Below are 24,322 nucleotides of genomic sequence, written 5' to 3' on the forward strand. Positions count from 1 at the left end.
TCCTACTGAGGGTAGCTGAACACCACCACTCGCAATGCGTATTTCGGGAAAATGTTGTGGTTATTACTACATTTTTCCTTGAGTGATGCCTTGAAAAAAGGTATTTGTAGCTTAACTTGATAAAAGAACAAACATCATGCCTTCGATAACCGTGGAACCCTGCACCTTTGCCCTGTTTGGCGCCTTGGGTGATCTGGCGCTGCGCAAGTTATTTCCTGCCCTTTATCAACTCGATGGCGCCGGGTTGCTGCACGACGACACACGCATCCTGGCCCTGGCCCGTGAAGCCGGCTCCGAGCAGCAACACTTGGCCCATATCGAAAAAGAATTGCGTAAATACGTCGGCAAGGAACTCGACGAGGCCGTGGCCCAGCGTTTCCTCGCGCGCCTTTCGTATGTGCATGTCGACTTCATGAAGGCTGACGACTACGTTGCCCTGGCCGAAAAAGCCGGCAGCGATCAACGCCTGATTGCCTACTTCGCCACCCCGGCGGCGGTGTACGGCGCGATCTGCGAAAACCTGTCCAAGGTTGGCCTGGCGGAAAATACCCGCGTAGTGCTGGAAAAACCCATCGGTTCGGACCTGGAGTCATCGCGCAAGGTCAACGACGCCGTGGCGCAGTTTTTCCCGGAAAACCGCACCTACCGCATCGACCACTACCTGGGCAAAGAGACGGTGCAGAACCTGATCGCCCTGCGTTTCGCCAACAGCCTGTTCGAAACCCAGTGGAACCAGAACTACATCTCCCACGTGGAAATCACCGTGGCCGAGCAGGTTGGCATCGAAGGCCGTTGGGGTTACTTCGACAAGGCCGGCCAGCTGCGCGACATGATCCAGAACCACCTGTTGCAGTTGCTGTGCCTGATTGCCATGGACCCGCCGGCCGACCTGTCCGCCGACAGCATCCGTGACGAGAAGGTCAAGGTGCTCAAGGCCCTGGCGCCGATCAGCCCCGAAGGCCTGACCACCCAAGTAGTCCGTGGCCAGTACATCGCCGGCTACAGCGCTGGTAAAGCCGTGCCGGGTTACCTGGAAGAAGACAATTCCAACACCCAGAGCGACACCGAAACCTTCGTCGCCCTGCGTGCCGATATCCGCAACTGGCGTTGGGCCGGGGTGCCGTTCTACCTGCGTACCGGCAAGCGCATGCCGCAAAAGCTGTCGCAGATCGTCATCCATTTCAAGGAACCGTCCCACTATATCTTCGCCCCCGAGCAGCGTTTGCAGATCAGCAACAAGCTGATCATCCGCCTGCAGCCGGACGAAGGTATTTCCTTGCGTGTGATGACCAAGGAACAGGGCCTGGACAAAGGCATGCAACTGCGCAGCGGGCCACTGCAATTGAATTTTTCCGACACCTATCGCAGCGCACGCATCCCCGATGCCTACGAGCGATTGTTGCTGGAAGTGATGCGCGGCAATCAGAACCTGTTTGTTCGCAAAGATGAAATCGAAGCCGCGTGGAAGTGGTGTGACCAGTTGATCGCCGGGTGGAAAAAATCCGGTGATGCGCCCAAGCCGTATGCGGCGGGGTCCTGGGGGCCGATGAGCTCCATTGCACTGATTACGCGGGATGGGAGGTCGTGGTATGGCGATATCTGAATTGAAACTGCCTCAGGGCGTCACTGCCCATGAGTACCGTACGCCTGCGCTGCTGGCCGATGGCCTGGCCAATGACGTGGCCGAACAACTGCGCGCGGCCATCAGTGCCCGTGGCGAGGCGACGTTGGTGGTGTCCGGTGGCCGCAGCCCCGTGGCGTTTTTCCAGAACCTGGCCAAGCAGGGCCTGGACTGGTCCAAGGTCACCATCACCCTGGCCGATGAGCGCTGGGTGCCGGTCGAACACGCCGACAGCAATGCCGGCCTGTTGAAGCAACACTTGCTGCAAGGCCCGGCGGCCAAGGCGAAGTTCTTGAGCCTGTACAGCCCTGCCGCCAACCTTGAAGACGCTGCCGAGCAGGCCGATCGCCTGCTGGCCGAGCTGCCTGCCATTGATGTGCTGGTGCTGGGCATGGGCGATGACGGTCACACCGCCTCGCTGTTCCCCAACAGTCCCAACCTGGCTGAAGCCCTGAAGCCCGACGGTACCCGCCGTTGCTGGCCGATGCTGGCACCGACCGTGCCGCACCAGCGCCTGACCATGAGTCGCGCGCTGTTGGCGACGGCCAACTACACCGTGCTGTCGATTTCCGGCAGTTCGAAATTGACTACCTTGAGCGCCGCCCTGGCCAGCAACGATGTTGCTGCCATGCCGATTCGCGCGTTTTTGCAACCTACTCTAGAGATTTACTGGTGCCCATGAGCCAAGGATCAGCCGCTATGAAAAGCCCCCAATCGACCGTGTCCATGGCGGATAAAGTTGCCTTGATCGACAGCCTCTGCGCCAAGGCGCGGATCCTGCCGGTGATCACCATCGCCCGCGAACAGGACATCCTGCCGTTGGCCGACGCCCTGGCCGCTGGCGGTTTGACCGCGCTGGAAGTGACCCTGCGTTCCGAGTTCGGCCTCAAGGCCATTCAGGTCTTGCGCGAGCAACGTCCTGAGCTGTGCACCGGTGCCGGTACCGTGCTCGATCGTCACATGCTCGAAGCGGCCGAAGTGGCGGGCTCGCAATTTATCGTCACCCCTGGCATCACCCGCGACCTGCTGGAAGCCTCGGTGCACAGCCCGATCCCGCTGCTGCCGGGCATCAGCAACGCCTCCGGCATCATGGAAGGCTACGGCCTGGGTTATCGCCGCTTCAAACTGTTCCCGGCTGAAGTCAGCGGTGGTGTTGCTGCCATCAAGGCGCTCGGCGGCCCGTTCGGCGAAGTCAAATTCTGCCCGACTGGCGGTGTTGGCCCAGCCAACATCAAGAACTACATGGCGTTGAAAAACGTGATGTGCGTGGGGGGCAGCTGGATGCTGGATCCGGAGTGGGTCAAGAACGGCGACTGGGCGCGTATCCAGGAAGTCACTGCCCAGGCGCTGGCGCTGCTGGACTGAACGGATTTATCGAATCGTTGTTGCTGTGCTTAACGGCATTTTTGCGGCGCACTTGGTCGGTGTGCCGCTTTTTTTTGCCTGTAGAAAAACCTCAAGCACATCGCCGCTCTGAAGGTGGGAGCTGGCTTGCCTGCGATAGCCATTTATCAGTTAGCCCATCTTTGGCTGATACACCGTTATCGCAGGCAAGCCCGCACACAGTTTTAATCGGTGTTTAGTTTGGTGATCGCGTGGACTAGCGCATTGATGTTCGCCGCCGACGTCACCAGCCCCGGCGTCACCCGGATACAGGTGCCAAACGCTGCCCCCGTGCGCGTAGTGGTGAACAGGCCGTGCTCCTTGAGCAACCTGTCCACCATCGCCTGCTGATCACGCCCGATAAACTTGAAGGCGGTGATCCCGCAATACAGTCGCGGGTCATCCGAAGTCAGCACTTCGATCCCCGTCAACGGCCGCACCTGGTTCACCCACAGGTTGCGCAGGTAATTGACGCGTGCGCCCTTGGCTGCAGCGCCCCCCAATTGTCGATGCTCTTCAAACACCAGAGGCAAGGTCATCAGCGCCGGAAAGTTCGGCGTGCTGTAGGACGTACGCGCTCGCACATCGGTGGCTGGGTAATGGAGCTCGCCCATATCCGGGTCGATATCGGCCAGGCGCTCCGGTGCGATGTATAAAAAGCCCAGGGTCAACGGCGCGCCGATCCACTTGTGCAGGTTGAAGCCTGCGAACTGAATGCCCAGTTCGGCCAGGTTGAATTCGATCTGGCCCAAGGCGTGGGCGCCGTCGAGGATCACGTCGATTCCTCGTTCGCGCGCTGCCTTGGCAATGGCCGCAACCGGCATGACCAGGCCCGTACGGTGGGTCACATGGGTCAAGGCCATTAATTTCAGGCGCGGGTACTGCACAAACGCATCGTGATAAGTCTGCACCAAGCTGTCGAAACGGGCCGGGTGGGTGTGGGCCACCTCTATGACTTCCACGCCGCGAGTCGCTGCCAGCCAGCGCATGGCGCCTTTGACTGTGTCGTATTCCAGATCAGTGATCAGCACCTGGTCGCCCGGTTGCAGGCGGTTGTAGTTGCGGATCAGCGACTGCAAGGCTTCGGTGGCGTTACGGGTGAAAGCGACCGACTCGGGGTCGACAGCAATCAACCCGGCCAACTGGCGGCGTATCTCGTTGTTTTCACCCTGTTCAAAACGCTGGCGCACATGCACAGCGTTGCTGCGGTTGATAAAGCTGATGTGCTCAAGGTATTGGGCCTGCACCGCCCGGCTCATGCGCCCGAAGTAGCCGTTTTCCAGGTTGATCGGGCCGGGCTCGCACTCGTAACGCTGAGCGATGGCCTGCCAGTGCGCTTCGTTATCGGCATTCCTTGGCATGGTGGGTCTCCTAGTGGCGGGGGGCGGGTCTGCCGTGTTTGGCGCGCAGTGGCTCAAGCAATTCGGACAGACCGTTGTGGTCGATTTCCTGCATCAAGGCCAGCAAACCGCCCAGCTCCCCGTGGGGGAAACCTTCGCGGGCGAACCAATTCAGGTAGGGCCCAGGCAAGTCGGCAATGATCCGGCCTTTGTATTTGCCGAAGGGCATTTGGCGGGTGATGAGCAGTTCGAGTTTTTCGGGATTCATGAGCGTCGCAGGGTTGAGGCCAGGCTTTCGAAAATACAGGCATTCTGCATGAAGGCCAAATGACAGATCATGCAAATAACCAAGATACAGATGGTTCAATAATTCGTAACCTATTGAAATAAAACGTAAAAATAATTTTTTAAAACCTGGCACGGGCGCTGCAATAACCAAGGCAACCTTCTAACCCGTACAAGGAATTGAAAAATGACTGATATCAACAAAGAATCGATCTCCGTACTGAACGACCTGATCGAGACCAGCATCGACGGCCAAAAGGGTTTCAAGGAGTGCGCTGAAGACATCAAGCATCCAGAACTCAAGGCCCTGTTTGCCAAACGCTCCGCTGATTGCGCGACAGCCGCTGCTGAACTGAAAACTGCTGTGCGTGCCTTGGGTGGCGATCCTGAAGATTCCGGCAGCATGGCCGGCGCCCTGCACCGTGGCTGGGTCGACGTGAAGTCGATGGTCACTGGCAAGGACGAAGAGGCCGTATTGAACGAAGCCGAGCGCGGTGAAGACCACGCATTGAAGGCTTACCGTGAAGCGATCGAGAAGATCAACAAACACAACCTGGTGGGCATTCGTGACTTGGTTGAGCGTCAGTACCACGGTGTACAGCGCAATCACGACCAGGTAAAAGCCCTGCGTAACCAGGCCCGCGCTCAGTCGTAAGACCTACGCTGGGCTTAGTGTGGGAGCGGGCTTGCCCGCGAAAGCGGTGGATCAGTCACGGTTGTATTGGCTGATACACCGCATTCGCGGGCGAGCCCGCTCCCACATTTTTTTATGCAAAGGCTGGAATGTAGATCAGCCGATGCTGATTGGCGGCAGCTCGGTCAGGGTCACGACTTGCTGTTTGCGCGGCGCCAGAATCTCCGCCTCGCCATCGACTACCAACTCATCACGCTGGTTGAACACCCGAGTGGCAATGCGCACGCGAAACTTCGGCAGTTTCTCGAGGATTTCCAAGCGCACGGTCAGGGTGTCGCCGATCTTCACCGGTTTCTGGAAGGTCATTTGCTGGCCGATATAGATCGTGCCCGGCCCAGGCAGCTCGCAGGCCACTGCCGCGCTGATCAGCGCGCCGCTGAACATGCCATGGGCAATCCGCTCCTTGAACATGGTCGCCTTGGCGTATTCAGCGTCCAGGTGCACCGGGTTGTGGTCACCCGACATGGCGGCGAACAGCTGGATATCGCGCTCTTCGACGGTTTTGCTGAAGCTGGCAGTCTGGCCCACTTCAAGCGCTTCGTACGGGGTGTTGGTTACCTGGGTCATCTCAAGGTGCATCCTGTGGCTTAACGGTAATTAATCGGCTGATTTTAAAGCAAAAACTATTCGCAGCGGGTGGACCTGCGCAACGCCAGCGCCTGGTCGAGCCAGGCCAATAGGTCGGCGGTGACTTCATCACGGTTGGTTTCGTTGAATACTTCATGGCGCGCCTGGGGGTAAAGCGTCAATTGCACGTCCTGGCAACCGGCCTCACGCAGGGCGTGGGCCAGGTGCTTGAGACGCTTGCCTTCACTCACCGGATCACGATCGCCGCCAATCACCAGGATCGGCAGGCCGGGATCAATCTGCGCCAGGTTGGAGACTTTGCTGATCTGCTGCAAGCCGCCCAACAGGTCGATCCACAGTTGATTGGTGCAACGAAAGCCACAGAGTGGGTCGTTGATGTAGTTGTCCACTTCAACCGGGTCGCGGCTGAGCCAGTCAAACGCGGTGCGATTGGGTTTGAAGGCTTTGTTGAATGAGCCGAACGACAAGAAGTCGATCAACGCACTGCGCCCTCGCAGGCCTTGGCGTGCACGTTCGATGCGCGCAATGATTTGCGCTGCACGGTAGAGGGCCACCGGCTGGAAATTCGAGCCGCTGAGTATTGCGCCATGCAAGCTGGCGCTGTGATGCAGTAAGTACGCCTGGGAGATATAGCTGCCCATGCTGTGGCCCAGCAAGATGATCGGCAGCCCGGCATGCTGTTGGCCGATGTGCTGATTAAGGCTGGCCAGATCGCCCACGACTTTGTTCCAGCCATCCGTTTCAGCATATAGCCCAACGGTGCCGGCCTCGGCGGTACGGCCATGCCCACGCTGGTCCAGCGCATATACGCCATACCCTGCGCCACACAACGCTTGCGCCAGGCGCGCATAGCGACCGCCGTGCTCGGCCATGCCATGGGAAATCATCACCACGGCCCTGGGCGGGCCGTCGGGCATCCATTGGTTGACGTACAGACGGGTGTGGTCGTTCGCGGTCAGCCAGAAGGTGCTGTGGTTCATGGCGGCTTCCTTTGCTCAGGGTGGTTGCATTGTATAGCTCATCCGGCGTGGGGCGGGGTATCTGCCTACGCCTTAGGTACAAGATTCATACAATCAATGACACAGTTCAGCGTCTTGCCTGTTTGGCCATAGCTGCTAACTTCCCCAAAGCTCCGCTTCTTATTGCTGCACATCTGCATGGCAGCGGCCGGACACACTCAGGTAAAGAGGACAAGAATAATGCAACCTGATTTCTGGAATGACAAACGCGCGGCGGGAGTCCCCAATGCCATCGACCTCAGCACCTACAAGTCGGTGATCGAGGTCTTCGAGCGTTCCTGCAAGACCTTTGCCGACCGTCCGGCATTCAGCAGCATGGGCATTACCCTCACCTACGCCGAGCTTGAGCGCCAGAGTGCGGCGTTTGCCGGTTACCTGCAGCAGCACACCGACCTCAAGCCCGGCGAGCGCATCGCGGTGCAGCTGCCCAACGTGCTGCATTACCCGGTTGCGGTGTTCGGCGCACTGCGCGCCGGGCTGATCGTGGTCAACACCAACCCGCTTTATACGCCGCGCGAGATGCGCCATCAGTTCAAGGATGCCGGTGTGCGGGCGCTGGTCTACCTCAACCTGTTCGGTTCACGTGTGCAGGAGGTGTGCACCGACACGGAGATCGACTACCTGATCGAAGCCAGGATGGGCGATTTCATGCCCGCCGCCAAAGGCTGGCTGGTCAACACCGTGGTCGACAAAGTCAAGAAGATGGTCCCGGCCTACCACCTGCCGCGGGCGGTTTCGTTCAAGCGCGCCCTGCGCATGGGCGCGGGCCTTGGAGTGACGCGCCATCCGGTGACCCTGGACGACGTCGCCGTGCTGCAATACACCGGCGGCACCACTGGGCTGGCCAAGGGCGCGATGCTCACTCACGGCAACCTGGTGGCGAACATGCAGCAAGTGCGGGCGTGCATGTCGCAACTGGGCGACGACGGCCATCCGCTGATCAAGGAAGGGCAGGAGGTGATGATTGCACCGCTGCCGCTGTACCACATCTATGCATTCACGGCCAATTGCATGTGCATGATGGTCTCCGGTAACCACAACGTGCTGATCACCAACCCACGGGACATCGGCGGGTTTATCAAGGAGCTCAAACAGTGGCAGTTCTCCGGCCTGTTGGGGCTCAACACACTGTTTGTGGCGCTGATGGACCACCCGGATTTCAAGACCCTGGATTTCTCCCACCTGAAGATTACCAACTCCGGCGGCACCGCCCTGGTCAAGGCCACGGCGGAACGCTGGAAAGCGGTGACCGGCTGCGCCATCGGCGAAGGCTACGGCCTCACCGAAACCTCGCCAGTGGCCAGTACCAACCCCTACGGCGGCCTGTCACGCCTGGGTACCGTGGGCATCCCGGTGCCGGGTACGGCGATGAAGGTCGTGGATGACCTGGGGCAAGAACTGCCGTTGGGCGAGCGCGGCGAGCTGTGCATCCAGGGCCCGCAAGTGATGAAGGGCTACTGGCAGCAACCGGCCGCCACCGCCGAAACCCTGGACGCCGATGGCTGGTTGAAGACCGGTGACATTGCGGTGATCGACACCGATGGCTACATCAGTATTGTGGATCGCAAGAAGGATTTGATCATCGTCTCGGGTTTCAACGTGTACCCCAACGAAATCGAAGACGTGATCATGGCCCACCCGGCCGTGGCCAACTGCGCCGTGATCGGCGTGCCGGACGAGCGCACGGGAGAGGCGGTGAAGCTGTTCGTGGTGGCACGGGCCCAGGGAGTGAGCCTCGAGGAACTGAAGGCGTACTGCAAGGCCAACTTCACGGGGTACAAGGTGCCCAAGCATATTGTGTTGAGAGAGTCGTTGCCGATGACGCCGGTGGGGAAAATTCTGCGCCGGGAGCTGCGCGACATCGCTTGAATTGAAATAGGGTACAAAAATGTGGGAGCTGCTTTGCCCGCGATAGCAGTGTTTCAGTCGCCTGTTGAATTGACTGATCCACCGCTATCGCAGGCAAGCCAGCTCCCACACTGTATTTTACGCCCTTGAGAGCCTGTTCTAGAGCCATTTCTGGTGTTATAGACTTTTTGCTCTAAAAGTGACCATTGAATGTTCTTGAGTCATGTTTATGACTGTAGGGCCCTCTTTTGGCTCTAGGCGGCCCTTGGCAAAGCTGCTACTCTCGGCGCGCTTTGTGACTTCTAGGCCTGCTTGAAAGCGCCAGACTCACCTAAAAACATACACCAATAATAATCGCATCAAATGCGATGATGAATTCGCGTCGCTGAGGAGTGGGCTTCCATGAATGAAGACTTTTGGAAGGATAAGTACCCCGCCGGGATTGCTGCACAGATCAATCCAGACGAGTATCCGAATATTCAGGCGGTACTGAAGCAGTCCTGCCAGCGCTTCGCCAACAAACCGGCTTTCAGCAACCTGGGCAAGACAATCACTTACGGTGAACTGTACGAATTGTCCGGCGCATTCGCCGCGTATCTGCAACAGCATACCGATTTGAAGCCCGGCGATCGAATCGCCGTGCAACTGCCCAACGTTCTGCAATACCCCGTCGCTGTATTCGGTGCGATCCGCGCCGGCCTGATCGTGGTCAACACCAACCCGCTGTACACCGCGCGGGAGATGGAACACCAATTCAATGATTCGGGGGCCAAGGCCCTGGTTTGCCTGGCCAACATGGCGCACCTGGCTGAAAAAGTCGTGCCCAAGACCGCCGTCAAGCACGTGATCGTCACCGAAGTTGCCGACCTGCTCTCGCCGTTCAAGCGCGTGCTGATCAACAGCGTGATCAAGTACGTGAAGAAAATGGTCCCGGCCTATCATCTGCCCCAGGCCATCAAGTTCAACGACGTACTCGCCAAGGGCCATGGCCAGCCGGTCAACGATGCCAGCCCGGCCAGCGGCGATGTGGCCGTGTTGCAATACACCGGCGGTACCACCGGCGTGGCCAAGGGCGCGATGCTGACCCACCGCAACCTCGTCGCCAACATGTTGCAATGCAAGGCGCTGATGGGCTCCAACCTCAATGAAGGCTGCGAGATCCTGATCACACCGCTGCCGCTCTACCACATCTATGCCTTCACCTTTCATTGCATGGCGATGATGCTGATCGGCAACCACAACATCCTGATCAGCAACCCGCGCGACCTGCCGGCGATGGTCAAGGAACTGTCGAAGTGGAAGTTCAGCGGCTTCGTCGGCCTCAACACCCTGTTCGTGGCACTGTGCAACAACGAAGGTTTCCGCAAGCTGGACTTCTCTGCGCTGAAGGTCACCCTATCGGGCGGCATGGCGTTGCAACTGGCTGCGGCGGAGCGTTGGAAGGCCGTGACCGGCTGCGCGATCTGCGAAGGCTACGGCATGACTGAAACCAGCCCGGTGGCCACGGTCAACCCGATCCAGAACATCCAGATCGGCACCATTGGCATTCCGGTGCCTTCCACCGCGTGTAAAGTCATCGCCGACGACGGTACCGAGCTGGCGCTGGGCGAAACCGGCGAGCTGTGTGTAAAAGGTCCGCAAGTGATGAAGGGCTACTGGCAGCGCCAGGATGCCACCGACGAGATGCTCGACAGCGAGGGCTGGCTGAAGACCGGCGACATCGCGATCATCCAGCCAGACGGCTACATGCGTATCGTCGACCGCAAGAAGGACATGATTCTGGTCTCCGGCTTCAACGTCTACCCCAACGAGCTCGAAGACGTGCTGGCGGGCCTGCCGGGCGTGCTGCAGTGTGCGGCCATCGGCGTACCGGATGAAAAATCCGGCGAGCACATCAAGTTGTTCATCGTGGTCAAGCCAGGGGCCACCCTGACCAAGGACCAGGTGATGGAACACATGCGCGCCAACGTCACCGGCTACAAGGTGCCCAAGGCCGTGGAGTTCCGTGATGCGTTGCCGACCACCAACGTGGGCAAGATCCTGCGGCGTGAATTGCGTGATGAAGAACTGAAGAAACTCGGTCTTAAAAAGTAACCCATAAAAAACCCCGCTGATGCGGGGTTTTTTATGAGGGCGCTGGCGAAACACTTACCCCCTATGGGGGCGGGCTTGCCTGCGATAGCGCTACACCAGCCACTGCTGTATCGCCTGACTCACTGCTATCGCGGGCAAGCCAGCTCCCACAGGGTTACCGGGTTACAGCACGAACTGCGCAAAGCTCACACCCGCACCGGCGGGGCGTACGTCCTTCAAGAACGAATCCTTGTCGGCGCTCAACTCCAGGGTAATCTCCGGCTTGCGCTTGCCCGCATTGCGCACCACCAGCCCCTCGAGTTTTTCACGCAGGAACACGGTCGGCACCTTCAGGTGCAACAACTGGTCAGTGTCGGCGTTGTGCATCAACAGATGGATCCACTCGTACTGGCCCACGGCAATACGCCCCACCGGCAGGTCGAACCACCAGATGTTGCGTTTGCGGTCCAGGTCGGTGAAGTGGCAGTTGTTGACGCCGAGTACGGCACCGCCCAGTTCCTGGTTTCTGCGGGCAATGGCCTGTGCTTTATTGAGTTTCATAACCTTCCTACGGGATCTGTTATTCAGCGTTGCAGCCTGAATGTGCCGGGCATTCTCGTGGGTTGGGCATAAAACATAAAGCCAAACCTGCCGCTTTCGATGAAATGCTCGTACAAAAATAATTGAAACTCTGCCGTTGCGCTTCAGGTCAACCGCTACGTAGTGACCAAAAACCATTTGATTGTTATCAGGAGTAATACCATGAGCAGCACTTCCGATAAGGTAAAGGGCTTGGCGAACGAAGCTGTCGGTAACATCAAGCAAGGCGTCGGTAAAGTCACAGACAATGACAAACTGCGTGCTGAAGGCGTGATCCAAGAGAAAAAAGGCGAAGCTCAGCAAGCAGTGGGCAAGACCAAGGACGCAGTGAAAAAAGCCACTGAGTAACACGTCCTGGCGGGCAGCCCCCAGCAGCCCGACGGCCATCCACGGATGGCCGTTTTTGTATCCGGTGTTGCAACTAAACTTTCGAAATTGTTTCAAAGTCGCCAAATGGGCTACTTTGATGTAGAAAACGGCCCCTGAGTCGCCCATGAACTCAATCTCTTTGCGGCGAAAGGAGACGCTATGATTTTTCCGGTACTCGATGGTCTCAAGCTGCACAAGGTGCTGATGCGCACCGTCACTGAATTTCTCGATGACGAGATGCCGACTTACGCCTCGGCACTGGCCTACCAGATGCTGTTCTCGTTGTTCCCCTTTCTGCTGTTCCTGATCGCCCTGATCGGTTTCCTGCACCTGCCTGACTTCTTCACCTGGCTGCGCCTGCAGTCGGAACTGGTGTTGCCGCCCCAGGCGCTAGAGCAAGTCAACCCGGTGATCGACCAACTGCAGCAGTCCAAGGGGGGGCTGCTCTCGGTCGGTATCGTGATTGCCTTGTGGACGGCCTCCGCGGGCGTGCGCCTTATGATGAGCGCCATGAACGCCGCCTACGACGTGGTTGAGGGCCGGCCGATCTGGAAGCGTTTTCCACTGTCGATTTTCTACACCGTCGGCATCGCCGGCATGCTGCTGGCTGCTGCCGCGCTGATGGTGCTCGGCCCGCAGGTCATGGAGTGGCTGGCCGGGCAGATCGGCATGCAGGAATTCGTCGTCACCCTGTGGACTATCCTGCGCTGGCCATTGATCGTGATCCTGCTGATGTTCGCCGTGGCACTCATGTATTACGTGATGCCGGATGTCGAGCAGGAGTTTCGCTTTATCACCCCAGGTTCGGTATTGGCGGTGGTGGTGTGGATCGTCGCCTCCCTCGGCTTTGGCTACTACGTCAAAACCTTCGCCGACTACAACGCCATGTATGGCAGTATCGGTGCGATTATTGTCCTGCTCCTGTATTTCTATATCTCCGCTGCCGTGCTGTTGCTCGGCGCGGAGATGAATGCCGTGATCGAACACATGTCTGCCGAAGGCAAGGACCCCGGGCAGAAGGAAATCGGCGAACCGGCCCCGACTGAAAAACAGCACGTCTCTGGCTTAGGCCGGGACCACTCCAAGCCCATTACCGAGCCTGAACAATGATCCGTGAAATCCTGAAAATGGGCGACGAGCGCCTGCTGCGTATCGCCCCGCCGGTACCGCCGGAGATGTTCGACAGCCCCGAGTTGTGGCAACTGATCGACGATATGTTCCAGACCATGGAACACGTAGGCGGTGTTGGCCTGGCTGCACCGCAGATTGGTGTCGACCTGCAACTGGTGATCTTTGGTTTCGAGGCCAGCGAACGCTACCCGGAGGCGCCGCCGGTACCCCAGACCATTCTGATCAACCCGCTGATCACACCGCTTAGCCCGGTACTGGAAGAGGGCTATGAAGGTTGCCTGTCAGTGCCCGGCCTGCGCGGCGCCGTGAACCGTTACCAGCAGATCCGCTACGAAGGTTTCGACCCCAAGGGCGAGCCGATTGTGCGTTTTGCCGACGGCTTCCATGCGCGGGTGGTGCAGCATGAGTGCGACCATTTGATCGGCCGGTTGTACCCATCGCGGATTACCGATTTCAGCAAATTCGGGTTTATTGAAGTGATGTTCCCGGAGCTGGACCCAACGGCTGACGAATAGCCCACAGTTCAACTGTGGGATCAGTGTTTATTCAGGACTGGGGCATTGAGCCCCATCGCAATCATCGGCTTATTGCGCTTGTAACGCACCAGCCGTTCACTCAGCGATTGCGGCAAAACGGTGTCCTGGCTGAACCCCATGCCCCGATACAACCCTTCCAGGTCCGGATGGCACAGCAACCAGACCGTCCCCTCACAACCCGCCACGGCCTCTTCAACCAGTCGCGCCGCGAGCCCCTGGCCACGATAAGTCGGCGCCACAAACACCCCCGTCAGCCACTGCCCACCCACCACCGGGCTCAAGCACAAGCCCGCCACGATGTCGCTATCGCGCGCCACCCACAAGCGGCCGCCCTTGAGTGCCTTCATCGACGAATTGTGGTTGCGATAAAACTTGTTCAGCAGTGGCCACAGAGGCTCTGCCAGCGGTTCGATGTGCAATGGGGGCATGGGGTTCAGACAAGCATTATCCAGGGCCGGGGATTATAAGCGCCTTCTGCCGGGCAATAGGTGGTATACCCAGTGCTACATCCCCTGTTAGTGGAGCATGCATCATGGCCAAAGGTATGGATTCAAAGAAAGCCGCCAAGAAAAAACCGGCAAAGACCGCGGATGAAAAACGCGCGGACAAGAAGACCAAAAAATCCGAAGCAGGCCTGTTCGGTCACTGAGTTACACGCTTAGAACTAAACGATCTGCAAGATTTCCCCGCCTCATTGCACAGAGCAGGAAACACCTGCTCTGAGCTGCCGATGGCCAATTACCTTGATCCGACCCAACGCCGGGAAATCGAAGCCCTGGCGACGACCTTCGTGGCAAGAACCGAATGGCCGACCTGGCTACTGTTGATCGGCGTATATGCCGGCTGGTCCGCGGTGATCCTTGGCAGCCGGTGGCTGGGCCTGTGGCTGAGCATGTTGCTGCTGATTCCGCTGGTGACTCTGTGGCTATCGGTGCAGCACGAATTGCTCCACGGCCACCCGACCCGTTCGTTGTTGCTCAATAAACTCCTCGGCTATGCGCCTTTCGCGGTGTGGTATCCCTATACGCTGTACCGCGACAGCCACCTGTTGCACCACAACGACGACAACCTGACCCTACCGGGCATCGACCCGGAAAGCCGCTACCTCAATCAGCAGCAATGGGACGACAGCTCGCTGTTCGAACGTGGCGTGCATTGGCTGACCAAGACCGTGCTTGGCCGCTTCCTGCTGGCTGCGCCGTTGGCCATTGGCCGGTTGGCCCGTCACGAGCTTCAACGCCTGCCCCAGGTATGGCCGATGTGGCTGGCTCACGGCGCCGTTACTGTGCTGATGCTGAGTTTCATTGCCTCCTACAGCGCGCTTGCGGTGTGGCATTACCTGCTGCTGGTCAGCGTGCCAGCGTTGTCCCTGGCTTCGATCCGCTCCTACTATGAGCACCGCCCCCATCTGCGGCCGGAACACCGCACAGTGCTCAACGAAGCGTCCTGGCCCTGGGCCTGGCTGTTTCTCAACAACAATCTGCACCTGGTGCACCACGATCTGCCAAAGTTGCCGTGGTACCTGCTGCCCAGGGTGTACCGTGCCCGGCGCGAGCAGTGGCTGGTGCGCAGCGGTGGCTTCCTGGTGCAAGGCTACGGCCAGTTGATCAGCCGTCACGGCCTCAAGGCCATCGACAGTCCCCGGCACCCGTTTGCCTGAGAGGCGACCATGAGTGAGTACTACGCCGACCTGCGCATGTACGTTGCGCCCGAACCCATCCAGCAGGCCAATCAACACTGGCTGGCGCGCATCCTTGAGCGCTTGAAGCTGCATCGTCTTAACGCCGACCACCTCGACTTGCGCGGCCTGTGGCTGGCGCCACAATTGCTCGTCAGCCAAACCTGCGGCTACCCGCTGATGACCCAACTGCGCGGCCAGGTGCGCATCATTGGGCGCCCCCGTTACGAGTTGGCCCACAGCAGCCACGGCGAACATTGCAGCCTGCTGTTGACCCGCGCGGACAACCCGCGTACCCGCCTGACGCAGTTCTACCAGAGCCGCGGCGTGATCAACGGCCACGACTCCAACAGCGGCATGAACCTGCTGCGTCACTGTCTGGCGCCGTTGCAGCGCGACGGGCGGTTCTTCGCCAGCGTCGGCATCAGCGGCGCCCACCGCGAGAGCTTGCGCTGGCTGCGTGAAGGCCGCGCCGACCTCGCCGCCATCGATAGCGTCACCTACGACTACCTCGCCCGATTCGCCCCCGAAGAGGTCGCGGGCCTGCGCGTCATCACCCGCAGCGCGCCGAGCCCGACTTTGCCTTACATAGGCGCGCTGGGCTTGAGCGATGGGCAGGTGGCGCAGATTCGTGAGGCGATGAACCTGGCGTTGCAGGACCTGCCGCAGGTGGCGCAAACCCTCGGTGTGCGAGCTGTGCTTCCTGCCAGCGAAGATGACTATCAGGTGGTGTTGGATTACCAGCGCAAAGCCGCCAGCATCGGCTATTCGGTACTTCAATAAGGTTATATAAGAATGCGTTTTAAGTATTATTAAAGCATAAGGAGCCTTGCTAGGATTGCTTCACCGGAACACCGGACATACCGCGCAACCTACTCAGAAGGAGCCCCTATGTCCGGCGCCGATCGTGCTCACAGCGACTATGTGGGCTCCCTGTTTCGCATTCATTACCCTTGGCTGTGCAGCCGTTTGCACCGCTACCTCAACTCCCGTGCCCACGCCGAAGACATCGCCGTCGACGCGTTTGTCCAGCTCTTGAGTGCACCTCAGGTAGCGCCGATACGACAGCCCCGCGCATTGCTTACCACCATTGCCCAGCGCCTGGTGTACCAGGTGTGGCGTCGACGTGACCTGGAGCGTGCCTACCTCGCTGCGCTGGATAACGATGCGGCCTGCGCGGAGGGCAGGGCCCGAGTGCTCGAAGCGCTGCAGGCCGTCGAGCAGACGCTCGACCGCTTGCCGGCCAAGGTCAAGGCGACGTTCCTGCTGTCCCGCGTCAACGGCCTGACGTACCCCCAGATCGCCGCCGAACTGGGGATTTCCCAGCGCTCGGTCAGTGACTACATGGCCCGCGCTGTTACCGGCCTCGAATCCCACACTGACGGTGCTCACTTTGACTCTGAATCGAACCACCAAGAGGCAACTTATGAAAGCAATCAAACACCTGCTGGGCAGTTCGCTGCTGGCATTGGCGGTACTGGCGCAACCCACCTCGGCGGCCGAACCTTCCACGCTGCGCATCGGCTACCAGAAAAGCTCGGTCAGCATGGTGCTCGCCCGTGAGCACAAGCTCTTCGAAGCCGCACTGCCCGGTACACAGGTGCAGTGGACCGAATTCCTCGGTGGCCCGCCGCTGATCGAAGCGCTCAACGCAGGCAGCCTGGACATCGGCAATATTGGTGATATCCCGCCGATCTTCGCCCAGGCGGCCGGGATCGACTTGCAGTATTTTGCCGTCGAGCCCAACGAGGGCAAGGCCGAAGCAGTGCTGGTGCCCAAGGCCAGCACCGTGCAGAACGTGGCCGAACTCAAGGGCAAGCGCGTGGCATTGCTCAAGGGCTCCAGTGCACACAACCTGTTCCTCAAAAGCCTGCTGCACGCCGGGTTGCAGTGGAAGGATGTGAATGTGGTGTACCTGTCGCCTTCCGACGGCCGCGCCGCGTTCGAACAAGGCAAGGTGGACGCATGGGTAGTGTGGGACCCGTACTACTCGGCCGCCGTGATCGACGGCTCGGCACGTGTGCTGCGGGACGGGCAAGGGTTGAACCCTGCGGGCAGTTTCTTCGTGGTCAACCACCCGTTTGCCAAGCAGCACCCAGAGGCCATCGCCACGATTATCCAGACGCTTGGCAAGGCGCAGCGCCTGTCGCTTGATGAGCCTGCCGCGAGCATCACGCTGATGGCCGGCACCCTGGGCCTGCAACCGGCGGTGGTCAAAAGCTACTTCGAACATCGCTCGCCTGAGCCGATCCGCCCCTTGGCGGCCATCGACATTGCCAACCAGCAACGCACCGCCGACCTGTTTTTTGCCAACGGCCTGATCCCGAAAAAAGTCGACGTGCAGCAGGCTGTCTTCAAGCCCCTTGACCTTCCATGAGCCAGACCGCTAGACCGATCAGTGTGGGAGCTGGCTTGCCTGCGATTCAGACACCTCGGTGTATCAGATGAACCGAGGTGATGCTATCGCAGGCAAGCCAGCTCCCACAGGTTCAGATCGCGGCCAGGGTTTCTTTCACTGTCTCGGCTGGCGAAGCAGTGGCCTTCGCCGCAACCTGCTGCTGTTGCTGCTCTTTCAAGCGCTCGGCCACTTGTTTGGCGATGGCGTCTTGTTTTTCCTGGGGCAGCGCCTGCACTTGCTCTTCGGTCAGCCCTTGTTCCTTGAGCAGCTGTTCACGAATACGTTCGGCCGGGGATTTGCTCATGTATTCGGTGAACTCGGTACGTGCCCCGTTAGTCGTGGCCTGTAACTGCACGCGGGTCTTGGCGAAGGCTTCGTCGATGCGATCGCTGGCCTTGTCCAATTCCCTCTGCGCGGCCGGCACTGTGACGCTGTGTTGCGCAGCCTGCAAAGCGCCGCTGTACAGCGCACTGGCGGCGGCGTTGGCGGGGTCCATGTCGGGTCGCGTGATCTGTTGCACGTTCGACGCCGCTTGAGTGTTGTTAACCAGCATGATCGGTCACCTATGAAAACAGACGGTGCGACAGCTGGAGCAAATACTGTGCCGGGTGCCGTACCCCAGTGTTTACTGGGGCGGGAGTCGTCGGCGCGGCAAGCCTTCTCCTTGTGCGGCCAACCGTTGCCGTCAGTGAGCGATGTTCTCCAGCGCCAGGTTGCGCGTACGCGGCCCGAACCAACTGATGGTAATCATCACGATCAACATGCTGCTGGCGATAAACGCCAACACCCCCGGCGTGCCAAGGTGCTCGAGGATAAAGCCGATCAACAGGCTACTGAACACCGTGGACAAACGGCTGAACGAATAACAGAACCCGACCGCTCGCGCACGGATATTGGTGGGGAACAATTCGCTCTGATAGGAGTGATAACTGAAGCTCAGCCAGGCATTGCAGAAGGTGATCATCACCCCGCAGAAAATCAGCCCTAACGCTGTGGTTTGCAGGGCAAACAGGCTGCCGAAGATCACTGCACCCATGGCCGAGCCGACAATTTGCCATTTGTTCTCAAAGCGGTTGGCCACCTTGACGAACAGCAGCGGGCCGAGCGGGTAGGCGAGGGTGATGATAAAGGCGTAGAGCAGGCTGTGGGTCACGCTGACACCCTGGCCCGAGAGCAAGGCCGGCAGCCAGTTGCCAAAGCCGAAGAAGCCGATGGCCTGGAATACATGGAACACGATCAGCATCAAGGCGCGTCGCCGGTAGGGCGGCTGCCAGATATCGGCGAAACGGCCATTGCCCTGCACGCTGATGGCTTCGGGGTCCGGTTCGTCCAGCGGCTTGCCATGATCCTTTTGGCAGCGTGCCTCCAGGTTGTTCAGGATCGTGTCGGCCTCTTCGAAGCGTCCCTTTTGTGCAAGCCAGCGCGGTGACTCCGGCAGGCGCTTGCGCAGTTGCCAGATAAACAGCGCAAACACTGCACTTGAGAGCACCACCCAGCGCCAGCCCGCGATACCGAACGGCGCCTGTGGCACCAGCCACCACGACATCAAGGCCACAGCCGGTACCGACAGAAACTGGATAAAAAATGCAAAGGCAAACGCCGAACTGCGCATGCGCTTAGGTACCAGTTCCGAGAGATAGGCATCGATGGTCACCAGTTCGATGCCAAGGCCAATGCCCACCAGAAAGCGCATGCAGATAATGCCCACGGCCGAGGTCTGAATGCCCATCAGCACCGTTGCCACCGTGTACCAGACCAACGCAAAGGTAAAGATCGCCCGGCGCCCGAAGCGGTCGGCGATGGGGCTGAGCAGGCTGGCGCCGAGGAACAGGCCCAGGAATGTGGCCGAGGCGAAAGCGGCCTGGTCCGAGAAGCCGAACACACCTTCGCTGCCGGTATGAAAAATCCCGTCGCTGATCAGGCCGGGGCTGATATAGGCGGTTTGGAACAGGTCATACAGCTCGAAAAAACCGCCGATGGAAAGCAACGCCACTAGGCGCCAAATAGTGGCGACGGCGGGCAGGCGGTCGATGCGGGCGCTGATGTGGGCGGCGCGGTGGGGGGCGGCTCCGTCTGGGGGCGAGGCAGTCAGTGCGAACATGGTGCAGCTTCCTGGAGGTGGTGACCTGGAAGCTTAGCGTGCTAACGGAAGTCAGTGATTGCGATCATTAAGGGGGTTGCCATCTGATTCGCTGATTTATTGCCCAAATGCCCGGTTCCCGAGTCGTTATGGCGGCGGTGTGGGGTAATACTCCAAGCTGATGATGCCTGCGGTGAAGCTGAAGGTGAGCGTCTCGTCAGGTGTTTTAATCTCGGTTTCGAAGTTGAACGTTGCGTATATCTGCTGGTTTGCGAGCTGGGTGACTGAGAGGATGCCGCTGTGCGCGTGGTGGGTGTATTCGCCCCAGGGGGCAGGCACAGAAAGGTCGACCTTGAGATGGGGAGGGTCACCGATCTCGTATGTGCGCAGTTGGAGATCGTCGGGTAGATGAAAATAAAGCAATAGGTATCGCTGGTTTGGGCCAAAACGCATTCCTGCCAGAATATCGGGCCCAAGACTGTGGGCATACTCGGAGCTGAAATCGTTGGGGTAGCACGGGTTGTGGGGGGCTACGGCGATTGTCGCGCTTACCTTGCTGGTAAGGGGTGAGCCTCGTTTGGTAGACATGATGCATGTACTTTCAACAGGAAGATGCAGGCATCTAACGACGTGCCGGGGGTGTTGGGTACTGTCAACTCTGACAGGTGCGCTGCTCTATCCGACCGACGGGCACCTCAATGTTGCCTTGAGAAACGGCCTGCAGATTTATTCATGGGCTCCCGCGAGCGGTACGTGGAGCCCTTTCACGTTATCGTCTTTATGCTCAGTTGTGCCCGTCAAGGGCGAAAACCTTGAAGCCGGCATGCTGGCTGAGTCGCTGATAATAGGCAGCAATGGCGGGGTAGGGCGGACGCTCCATGGGGGTCACCTGCCAGCGGTGCACGGAGAGACCGATCAATATATCGGCGAGGGTGAACTCATCGCCGGCCACGTAAGCGGCGGTCTTGGACAACTGTTGTTCGAGAATGCCCATCTTGTTGTTCCACAGCTGCACAGCGGCGGCAATCTGCGCCGTGTCCAGGCCATCGGGATTGTTACGCACCAGCGCGGTGAAGGCGTCGCCCCAGGCACGGTTGAGTTCGACGGCTTGCCAGTCTATCCATTGCTCGACGCGAGCCCGTGGAGCCGGCTCGATGGGGAGAAGGTCATGGCGCTGATAGAGGCCGACCAGGTAGCGACAGATGGTATTGGACTCCCACAGCACGCCATGGTCGTCGATCAGCACCGGCACCTGAGCGTTGGGGTTCAAGGTGAGGAAATCGGGGGATTGGGTAGGTTTGAAACCGATGCCCCAGTCTTCGCGCACGTAGTCGATGCCCAATTCCTGGCAGGTCCATAGTACTTTGCGCACGTTGATGGAGGACGTGCGGCCCAGGATTTTCAGTGAGTGTGCCATTGAGCTTCCCTGCGATCATGAGTGACAGGGGCAATTTACCAGACGTTTGGGAGCTATAGCGAGGTTGGGCAGAGATCAGAAAAGGCAAGCACTTGCCTGACTAGGCGCAGTGCTGCCTTCAAGTGGAGGGGTGTGTAAGGGGTTATTCAGGAGCATTGAAATCAATAATGTAGTAGACGCCACTTTCGACGGTAATAATGTCGGTTGGATCATCGTCTTTGGCGGCTATGAAGGCGAATTTTGCATCAAGGATATTGTTTTCGTTGTTGACGATTTCAAACGTTCCCGAGATGGCCGGATATTGATACAAACCCCCATTAGGATTGGGCTTGTTATAAATAACTTGAACATGTTCCTCCTTTTTTGAATGGGAAAGTTTATAGGTGCCTGCTGCGAAGTTTTTATCTATTTCAAATGCAATAAAATGGCTGTCCTGTATGAAAGCCAGTGTGGTGTTTTTTGTGCCTGGGAAGGTGTTCAAGTGGAGAATGTTGTGAGAATCAAAGTTCTGGTTAGCCTCTTTTAGGAAACCAGTGATTTTGTTGGACGAATTCATGATGAGTCTCCTTGAGAATAATGAGCATGCGGGGGCTGCGCCTAATATTTAGGCCACATATACAGTGTGATCTACTGTCATTTATGACAGTTTTCTGTGTCGGTCGATGAACGGTTGCTTACATTGACAACCGCCTGTTGAAAGGAGATGGCGATTTGGTCGACTCTCATCTGACCCCATGTCGACAGATACGGGAGACTGCCTTACATCAGACTGATGTGCTTATTGGCCCGAGCCTCCCCTTGCTACTAGGCCAGCGGTACGTGCTGGTCCATGGCTTTGCCCACCAGCAATACGCTCAACTCGCTCAATTGATGAATGGCCAGGGCTACATCACGCTGTTTGCCGGTGAGGTCATCGGACAGGTCGAGCAGTAGGGTACTGACGGAGCAGACGGTTTCGTAGCTGTTGGTCAGTAAAGATTCGAGGGAAGTATCAGGGATGACGGTGAAAAGCGTATGCGTGGGATGGATGCTTTGCATTGTTGAAGTACCTGTTTTGGGCTGATACCTCATCGCTACTAAACGAAGGGTGGCAGCTGTACGCAGGTTAGTAGACCGGTATCCCACACAAACCCGGCGCACCCGAAGGCGCCCTGCGCACAGCCACCATCAAGCATCGATAGGCTCATGCATCTTGTGTGAGGAAGCTCAGGCTACTAAACCCGATCACCGAGAAATTCAGCGACCGGCAAACCTTAGAGACCGTCACCGAGGCGCACAAGCCGGCGGATTCTGACGTAAGCGTAGGCAGCGGAGCAAGGCGCTTACTGCAATGTAAGCCGCTTCCTACGGCTGTCCTACCTATCAAGTGGGCACGGTAGAAAAAGGTGGGAGCTGGCTTGCCTGCTCCCACATTGTGTGCGTTCAGCTCGACGTTCAGGTGCTCTCGCGCACCTGCAACTCAAACCCCATATCCACCACTGGCTTGGCCACCTTGTTGCCCGCCATGATCGTCAGCAAATGCTCCGCCGCCCGACGCCCGATGGCTTCCCGTGGCGTGCTGATGCTACTCAGGCGCGGCACCATGAATGAGGAAGCGGGTAGGTCGTTGAAGCCCAGCACCGCCACACGTTCAGGCACCTTGATGCCATGGCGCAGGGCTTCGAGCAGGGCGCCCTGGGCCAGGTCGTCGTTGCCGAAGAAGATCGCATCCACATCCGGATGCGCTGCCAGCAATTGCAGGAACAGTTCGCCGCCCAGGCCCACGGAGGAGGGACGTGGTGTCAAAAGCTCCAGCGCCGGGTCGTACATGCCCGCCTGCTGCAAGGCGCGGCGGAAACCTTCGCCGCGCAACAACGTGCGCTGATCCAACTGCGCGCCGATATAGGCCAGGCGCTTGCGCCCCCGGGACAGCAAGTGCGCCGCCGCGGTCTCGCCAGCGGCCAGTTGCGAGAAGCCCACGCAGTTCACCCCGGCATTAGGGTCCAGATCCATCATGTACACACAGGGCACATTGCTGGCCTCGACCATTCGTCGCGCGCTTTCGGTGCGGTCAAACCCGGTCAGCAGCAATCCCCGCGGCTGATAGGCCATGTAGTTGCGCAGCAGGTCTTCTTCTTCATCGCGCGAATAATGGGAGTTGCCGATCAGTACTTCAAAGCCCTTGGGCCGCAGTACCTGATGAATAGCTTCCAGGGTTTCGATAAACAGCAGGTTGGACAGTGACGGCACCAGCACCACCACCGAATGACTCTGCGCCGAGGCCAGGGCGCGGGCGGCGGGGTTGACCACGTAGCTCAGTTCGGCGGCGGCCTGTTGCACCTTTTCTACCAGCTCCGTGGCGACCGTGCTGATACCGCGCAAAGCACGGGAGGCGGTAATCGGACTGACGCCAGCCAGGCGTGCGACTTCGTTCAAGGTGGGGCGACCCGTCCTGCGGGTATTTTTATCGTTCTTAGAGGTCATCAGGCAGCTTGCCAAACAAAAATCGAGGCACTAAGGTAGCGCTGTCTCCAAAGGGCTGCAAATTCTTGGATAAAGGGTTGCCTGATCCTGTCCAGCTCTTGAAGTCAATCTGTTGGAACGGATGCACGCGTCACTCCATAAAAATGACAAGTCGGCGCGGGAAAAGCCTGTTTTTGCACTAGCCTTACGCTATGCAAAGGTAGCGCTATCTGCGTCCTGAGGTGTTTCATGAGTCAACCTGTTACCGCCCTGGTCATCATGGGTGTTTCCGGCTGTGGCAAGTCCAGCGTCAGCCAAGCCCTGTGCGCCCTTAACGGCGCCACTGCCATTGAAGGCGACAGCTTTCACCCTGCCGCGAACATCGAAAAGATGAGCGCCGGCCACCCCCTCAACGACGACGACCGCGCCGGCTGGCTCGACATCCTGTGCGATGAACTGCGCCGCGCGTTGAAAGCGGGCGAGCATCCTGTACTGACCTGTTCGGCCCTGAAGAAAAAATACCGTGACCACTTGCGCGAAGCCGCGCCGGGCCTGGGTTTTGTCTTCCTGGAACTGACCCGCGAAGTCGCTGCCGACCGCGTGTCTCACCGCCCCGGCCATTTCATGCCGGCAAGCCTGATCGACAGCCAGTTCGCCACCCTTGAATCGCCCAAGGGCGAGCCGCTGACCCTGGCCTTGAACGCCAGTGAAGACAGCGTCGAGGAGCTGGCCGAGCAGACCAATACATGGTGGCGCAAGCACGGCTTTGAACCTACTCATTAATTTTTTGCCGGAAAAGATAGCGCTATCCCCGGCAGGA

General features: G+C 58.8%; 27 protein-coding genes. 14 read left to right on the plus strand and 13 right to left on the minus strand.

What is annotated here, in order from left to right; translation table 11 throughout:
- The first annotated feature begins 136 nt into the window (after positions 1-136).
- The 3 genes from zwf to BT199_RS17735 are packed head-to-tail and all read left to right on the plus strand — an operon-like array spanning position 137 to position 2,986.
- Entirely contained in the window at positions 137-1,603 is a 1,467-nt protein-coding gene (zwf, locus tag BT199_RS17725) for a glucose-6-phosphate dehydrogenase (RefSeq protein WP_014719663.1), read from the plus strand.
- Positions 1,590-2,303: a 6-phosphogluconolactonase gene (gene pgl, locus BT199_RS17730; protein WP_019819352.1), complete on the plus strand. Its 714-nt coding sequence runs from the start codon at positions 1,590-1,592 to the stop codon at positions 2,301-2,303. Before zwf ends, pgl begins: the two co-directional genes overlap by 14 nt.
- 17 nt (positions 2,304-2,320) lie before the next feature.
- Positions 2,321-2,986: a bifunctional 4-hydroxy-2-oxoglutarate aldolase/2-dehydro-3-deoxy-phosphogluconate aldolase gene (locus BT199_RS17735; RefSeq protein ID WP_072435173.1), complete on the plus strand. Its 666-nt coding sequence runs from the start codon at positions 2,321-2,323 to the stop codon at positions 2,984-2,986.
- A 203-nt stretch (positions 2,987-3,189) separates the two neighbouring features.
- Here the strand turns inward: BT199_RS17735 and BT199_RS17740 are convergent, their stop codons facing one another.
- Complete coding sequence (locus BT199_RS17740; RefSeq protein WP_072435175.1) at positions 3,190-4,365, minus strand: aminotransferase class V-fold PLP-dependent enzyme; 1,176 nt, start codon at positions 4,363-4,365, stop codon at positions 3,190-3,192.
- A gap of 10 nt (positions 4,366-4,375) precedes the next feature.
- Positions 4,376-4,612 (minus strand): DUF3820 family protein, encoded by a 237-nt coding sequence (locus BT199_RS17745; protein ID WP_003193750.1) that lies wholly within the window; start codon positions 4,610-4,612, stop codon positions 4,376-4,378.
- 204 nt (positions 4,613-4,816) lie between these two features.
- On the opposite strand from BT199_RS17745, the gene BT199_RS17750 reads away from it, so the two are divergent.
- Positions 4,817-5,284 (plus strand): ferritin-like domain-containing protein, encoded by a 468-nt coding sequence (locus BT199_RS17750; protein ID WP_014719659.1) that lies wholly within the window; start codon positions 4,817-4,819, stop codon positions 5,282-5,284.
- A 135-nt stretch (positions 5,285-5,419) separates the two neighbouring features.
- Here the strand turns inward: BT199_RS17750 and BT199_RS17755 are convergent, their stop codons facing one another.
- Positions 5,420-5,890, minus strand: a complete 471-nt coding sequence (locus BT199_RS17755; protein WP_003193747.1) for a MaoC family dehydratase — start codon at positions 5,888-5,890, stop codon at positions 5,420-5,422.
- Between the two features lie 56 nt (positions 5,891-5,946).
- On the minus strand, positions 5,947-6,891 hold the full coding sequence (locus tag BT199_RS17760; RefSeq protein WP_072435177.1) for an alpha/beta hydrolase: 945 nt from the start codon (positions 6,889-6,891) through the stop codon (positions 5,947-5,949).
- A gap of 219 nt (positions 6,892-7,110) precedes the next feature.
- Here BT199_RS17760 and fadD2 point away from each other — a divergent pair, with 219 nt between their 5' ends.
- Positions 7,111-8,799, plus strand: a complete 1,689-nt coding sequence (gene fadD2, locus BT199_RS17765; RefSeq protein WP_054918241.1) for a long-chain-fatty-acid--CoA ligase FadD2 — start codon at positions 7,111-7,113, stop codon at positions 8,797-8,799.
- Between the two features lie 381 nt (positions 8,800-9,180).
- Positions 9,181-10,872, plus strand: coding sequence for a long-chain-fatty-acid--CoA ligase FadD1 (gene fadD1, locus BT199_RS17770; RefSeq protein ID WP_014719656.1), 1,692 nt, complete (start codon positions 9,181-9,183; stop codon positions 10,870-10,872).
- A 162-nt stretch (positions 10,873-11,034) separates the two neighbouring features.
- On the opposite strand, the gene BT199_RS17775 is transcribed toward fadD1, so the two are convergent.
- The gene (locus BT199_RS17775) at positions 11,035-11,412 is read right to left on the minus strand and encodes a hypothetical protein (protein ID WP_034134348.1); all 378 of its coding nucleotides are present in this window, start codon (positions 11,410-11,412) and stop codon (positions 11,035-11,037) included.
- A gap of 201 nt (positions 11,413-11,613) precedes the next feature.
- Between BT199_RS17775 and BT199_RS17780 the strand changes: the two genes are divergently transcribed.
- The 3 genes from BT199_RS17780 to def all read left to right on the plus strand — a co-directional run bounded on the left by BT199_RS17780 (position 11,614) and on the right by def (position 13,466).
- Positions 11,614-11,799 (plus strand): CsbD family protein, encoded by a 186-nt coding sequence (locus tag BT199_RS17780; protein WP_003193737.1) that lies wholly within the window; start codon positions 11,614-11,616, stop codon positions 11,797-11,799.
- 180 nt (positions 11,800-11,979) lie between these two features.
- Positions 11,980-12,930 carry a YihY/virulence factor BrkB family protein gene (locus BT199_RS17785; RefSeq protein ID WP_014719655.1) on the plus strand — a complete coding sequence of 317 codons (951 nt, stop codon included), beginning with the start codon at positions 11,980-11,982 and terminating at the stop codon, positions 12,928-12,930.
- Positions 12,927-13,466, plus strand: a complete 540-nt coding sequence (gene def / locus BT199_RS17790) for a peptide deformylase (RefSeq protein ID WP_014719654.1) — start codon at positions 12,927-12,929, stop codon at positions 13,464-13,466. Before BT199_RS17785 ends, def begins: the two co-directional genes overlap by 4 nt.
- 20 nt (positions 13,467-13,486) lie before the next feature.
- Here def and BT199_RS17795 read toward each other — a convergent pair whose 3' ends face one another.
- A complete protein-coding gene (locus BT199_RS17795; protein WP_019819336.1) occupies positions 13,487-13,915 on the minus strand; it encodes a GNAT family N-acetyltransferase in 429 nt (142 codons plus the stop codon).
- A 302-nt stretch (positions 13,916-14,217) separates the two neighbouring features.
- Between BT199_RS17795 and BT199_RS17800 the strand changes: the two genes are divergently transcribed.
- The 4 genes from BT199_RS17800 (at position 14,218) to BT199_RS17815 (ending at position 17,542) form a co-directional block, all read left to right on the plus strand.
- The gene (locus BT199_RS17800; RefSeq protein WP_072435179.1) at positions 14,218-15,147 is read left to right on the plus strand and encodes a fatty acid desaturase; all 930 of its coding nucleotides are present in this window, start codon (positions 14,218-14,220) and stop codon (positions 15,145-15,147) included.
- Between the two features lie 9 nt (positions 15,148-15,156).
- Positions 15,157-15,948: a phosphate/phosphite/phosphonate ABC transporter substrate-binding protein gene (locus tag BT199_RS17805; protein ID WP_014719651.1), complete on the plus strand. Its 792-nt coding sequence runs from the start codon at positions 15,157-15,159 to the stop codon at positions 15,946-15,948.
- A gap of 108 nt (positions 15,949-16,056) precedes the next feature.
- Positions 16,057-16,728, plus strand: coding sequence for a sigma-70 family RNA polymerase sigma factor (locus BT199_RS17810; protein WP_371914265.1), 672 nt, complete (start codon positions 16,057-16,059; stop codon positions 16,726-16,728).
- A complete protein-coding gene (locus BT199_RS17815) occupies positions 16,634-17,542 on the plus strand; it encodes an aliphatic sulfonate ABC transporter substrate-binding protein (RefSeq protein ID WP_371914267.1) in 909 nt (302 codons plus the stop codon). Before BT199_RS17810 ends, BT199_RS17815 begins: the two co-directional genes overlap by 95 nt.
- A 112-nt stretch (positions 17,543-17,654) precedes the next feature.
- On the opposite strand, the gene BT199_RS17820 is transcribed toward BT199_RS17815, so the two are convergent.
- The 7 genes from BT199_RS17820 to BT199_RS17850 form a co-directional block, all read right to left on the minus strand.
- Complete coding sequence (locus BT199_RS17820; protein ID WP_072435181.1) at positions 17,655-18,116, minus strand: hypothetical protein; 462 nt, start codon at positions 18,114-18,116, stop codon at positions 17,655-17,657.
- A 132-nt stretch (positions 18,117-18,248) separates the two neighbouring features.
- Positions 18,249-19,664: an MFS transporter gene (locus BT199_RS17825; protein ID WP_072435183.1), complete on the minus strand. Its 1,416-nt coding sequence runs from the start codon at positions 19,662-19,664 to the stop codon at positions 18,249-18,251.
- A gap of 126 nt (positions 19,665-19,790) precedes the next feature.
- Positions 19,791-20,231: a hypothetical protein gene (locus tag BT199_RS17830; RefSeq protein WP_072435185.1), complete on the minus strand. Its 441-nt coding sequence runs from the start codon at positions 20,229-20,231 to the stop codon at positions 19,791-19,793.
- Positions 20,232-20,427: 196 nt separating this feature from the next.
- Positions 20,428-21,060, minus strand: coding sequence for a glutathione S-transferase family protein (locus BT199_RS17835; protein WP_072435187.1), 633 nt, complete (start codon positions 21,058-21,060; stop codon positions 20,428-20,430).
- A 142-nt stretch (positions 21,061-21,202) separates the two neighbouring features.
- Positions 21,203-21,616, minus strand: a complete 414-nt coding sequence (locus tag BT199_RS17840; RefSeq protein ID WP_072435188.1) for a hypothetical protein — start codon at positions 21,614-21,616, stop codon at positions 21,203-21,205.
- 248 nt (positions 21,617-21,864) lie between these two features.
- On the minus strand, positions 21,865-22,098 hold the full coding sequence (locus BT199_RS17845; RefSeq protein ID WP_072435189.1) for a DUF6124 family protein: 234 nt from the start codon (positions 22,096-22,098) through the stop codon (positions 21,865-21,867).
- A gap of 396 nt (positions 22,099-22,494) precedes the next feature.
- The gene (locus BT199_RS17850) at positions 22,495-23,526 is read right to left on the minus strand and encodes an HTH-type transcriptional regulator GntR (protein ID WP_175556213.1); all 1,032 of its coding nucleotides are present in this window, start codon (positions 23,524-23,526) and stop codon (positions 22,495-22,497) included.
- Between the two features lie 225 nt (positions 23,527-23,751).
- Between BT199_RS17850 and BT199_RS17855 the strand changes: the two genes are divergently transcribed.
- Positions 23,752-24,285 carry a gluconokinase gene (locus BT199_RS17855; protein ID WP_014719641.1) on the plus strand — a complete coding sequence of 178 codons (534 nt, stop codon included), beginning with the start codon at positions 23,752-23,754 and terminating at the stop codon, positions 24,283-24,285.
- Positions 24,286-24,322: the final 37 nt, after the last annotated feature.

It is taken from the genome of Pseudomonas sp. NFR02 (genome assembly GCF_900119375.1).
GTDB classification, from domain to species: domain Bacteria; phylum Pseudomonadota; class Gammaproteobacteria; order Pseudomonadales; family Pseudomonadaceae; genus Aquipseudomonas; species Aquipseudomonas paracarnis.